This window comes from uncultured Clostridium sp. (assembly GCF_934754915.1).
GTDB lineage: Bacteria > Bacillota > Clostridia > Clostridiales > Clostridiaceae > Clostridium.
The window spans coordinates 1-2394 of sequence record NZ_CAKVKB010000287.1 but is presented as its reverse complement, the minus strand read 5'-3'; the positions used below and the strand labels follow the sequence as shown (position 1 = coordinate 2394).

Annotated in this window: 2 protein-coding genes; both read right to left on the bottom strand. The window is 27.7% G+C overall.

Translation table 11 applies throughout. The features are described from left to right. Positions 1–139: 139 nt before the first annotated feature. A complete protein-coding gene (gene glf / locus Q0F58_RS18925; protein WP_294379541.1) occupies positions 140–1237 on the bottom strand; it encodes a UDP-galactopyranose mutase in 1098 nt (365 codons plus the stop codon). A gap of 2 nt (positions 1238–1239) precedes the next feature. Then, on the bottom strand, positions 1240–2316 hold the full coding sequence (locus Q0F58_RS18920) for a hypothetical protein (RefSeq protein ID WP_294379539.1): 1077 nt from the start codon (positions 2314–2316) through the stop codon (positions 1240–1242). Positions 2317–2394: the final 78 nt, after the last annotated feature.

The window sequence follows — 2394 nt, the reverse complement described above, 5'->3', positions numbered from 1 at the left end:
ACATATCCTCTAGAAGCCAATTCATTCATTACATCATGACCTAATTGTCCAGCCACACCTGTCACAAAAATCTTCATCAATTCAATCCTCCTTTTATAGTAAGAAAAGCTAAAGATAATTCCTTAGCCTTTCTATATTTTTAATCTAACTCATTTCTTGCACACTCTAAAGAGCGTTCAATAATATTATGCATATCAAAATATCTATACATTCCCAATCGACCACCAAACACTACATTTTTTTCTTGTTTTGCTAATGTCAAATATTTGCTATATAAAATATTATTCTTTTCATTATTAATTGGATAGAAAGGTTCATCTCCTCTTTTCCAAGTTTTTGGATATTCTTTTGTAATTATAGTTGAATCTTGTGTACCATATTCAAAATGTTTATGTTCTATGATCCGAGTATAAGGTACATCTGCATCTGTGTAATTGACGACCGCATTCCCTTGGAAATTATCCATATTTAAAATTTCTGTAACAAATCTTAATGATCTATATTCTAATTCACCATAACAATAATCGAAATACTCATCAATCATTCCTGTATAAATAATCTTTTTAGCAATAGCGTTTAATTCATCTCTATGTTTTAAATAATCACAATTTAAGCGAACATCAGATGATGCTAACATTTTTTCAAAAATTTGTGTATATCCACCAACCGGTATTCCTTGATACAAATCATTAAAATAATTATCATCATAGGTGAAACGTACAGGTAAACGATTGATGATAAATGATGGAAGCTTATCACAAGATTTACCCCATTGTTTTTGCGTATATCCTTTAATCAATTTTTCATAAATATCTTTACCAACTAAAGAAATAGCCTGTTCTTCCAAATTTGATGGATTGATGATACCACTTTTTTTTCTTTGATTTTCTATAATTTCTTTTGCTTCCTGAGGAGTTTTGATTCCCCATAACTTACTAAAAGTATTCATATTAAATGGTAAGTTATAAACTTCATCTTTATAAATTGCAATGGGACTATTTGTGTAACGATTAAATGTTGCAAATTGTTGGATATAATCCCAAATCATTTTGTTACTAGTATGAAATATATGAGCTCCATATTTATGTACATTAATACCTTTTATATTTTCTGTATATACATTCCCACCAATATGTTTTCTTTTATCAACAACTAAACAAGTTTTACCTTTTTTTGTGGCTTCATATGCAAAAACAGATCCAAATAGTCCTGCACCTACAATCAAATAATCGTACATACTTATTCCCCTTCTATTTCTAAAACTATATTTTTCAAATAACTTCCTGTAATAATATTCTCTCTTATAGAAAGTACGTTACCCTTCATTTCAATATAATCATCATAAGAAAGATTTTTTAAAATAGAATCAATTTCTTTTAGATTTTGAATAGAAAAACCAATTTTATTTTCCGTTACAAAATCAGAAATTGCAGCTTCTTTCCACACTATGACTGGAATTCCACATGCTATATAAGAAGAAAGTTTATGTGGATTATTGAATTTTAAATAATTTCCCAGATTCCCTGTACACGTATCTAAGCTGTCTCCATCCCATACTAATCCAAATCCTGTAAAAATATTTTTAGGAAGTTCTTCTGGTTTAACTGCGCCATTATAATGTATATACTCGTTAGAAATTCCTGTATAATTAACTCCAAACAGTTCAATTATATATGAAGAAAATTCTAATTTTGGTAATTCATAGACATATCTAGATTTTGCTTCCGATAAATTTCCAGCTAAATAGACAGTTTTAAAATTATCTCTATTTACTTTATCTACTACATCATAATTTGAAACTAAATAATCAAATATACTTAAATTATGAATCTTAGCACTGTCTATACCTTTATCAACCAAATACTTAGTCATTTTTTTATTGTGAGAAATAATATCTTGAAATTGATTCAAATAAGAAATCTCGTCTCTAAATAATTTTGTATATAAATAACCCTTATTCATTCCATGATAATTGCTATAACGAATTGTATCTACATCATGTATTAAAACTATTGTTTTAACATTTCGTTTTATACATATTTTATGTATTTTTCGACCAAGATAATTTGTATAACAGTTAAAGGGATGTTGTAATAAAACTATACTTCCTAATTCCATAGTCTTTAATCTTTTTAATACCTCATGTGTTACCTTTAAAGCTGAAATAACAGATTTTATAAAACCATGAGAATAATCGCAGTTAAAATTAACACTCTGGTATCCAAGATTTTTTAAAATATCAGTTACATCTTGTCTGGCTTTACTGCTAGCTGTCATTGAATCAAAATTAACTTCATCCAAACAATATTTTGACATTCTATTCCTTAGCTCTTCCTTTTTCTACATACATCTTTTCAAAATAGTTTTGGTATTCACCACTAATGATGTTTTCCC